The sequence below is a fragment of the Corynebacterium sp. UMB6689 genome (assembly GCF_030215295.1).
Taxonomy (GTDB): domain Bacteria; phylum Actinomycetota; class Actinomycetes; order Mycobacteriales; family Mycobacteriaceae; genus Corynebacterium; species Corynebacterium aurimucosum.
In genome coordinates, this window is sequence record NZ_JASOLS010000273.1 from 1 (window position 1) to 240 (window position 240).

1 protein-coding gene is annotated in these 240 nt (G+C 40.8%); it reads right to left on the reverse strand.

The features are described from left to right. On the reverse strand, positions 1-223 hold a 223-nt coding region (locus QP363_RS13490), incomplete at its 3' end, for a hypothetical protein (protein ID WP_284764869.1). Positions 224-240 lie beyond the last annotated feature (17 nt).

Below are 240 nucleotides of genomic sequence, written 5' to 3' on the forward strand. Positions count from 1 at the left end.
TCGTTAAAATCATAATCGCTCCTGCAGCCACTAAACCGACCAAAAGAGCTTCAATGGATTTTTCTATCAAGATGTTGCCCACCCGGTGCCAATAGTGATCTTTAGGGGCATTCCGCACTAGTAAGGAACCATTGACAAAAGCGGTTAAGAGCAGCCAAATTAAAAACAGAAAGACCAAAGTAATCGACCAAGAAGGATTGACGGTAAATTCTACCATGATCACTACAAAGACAATTTCTA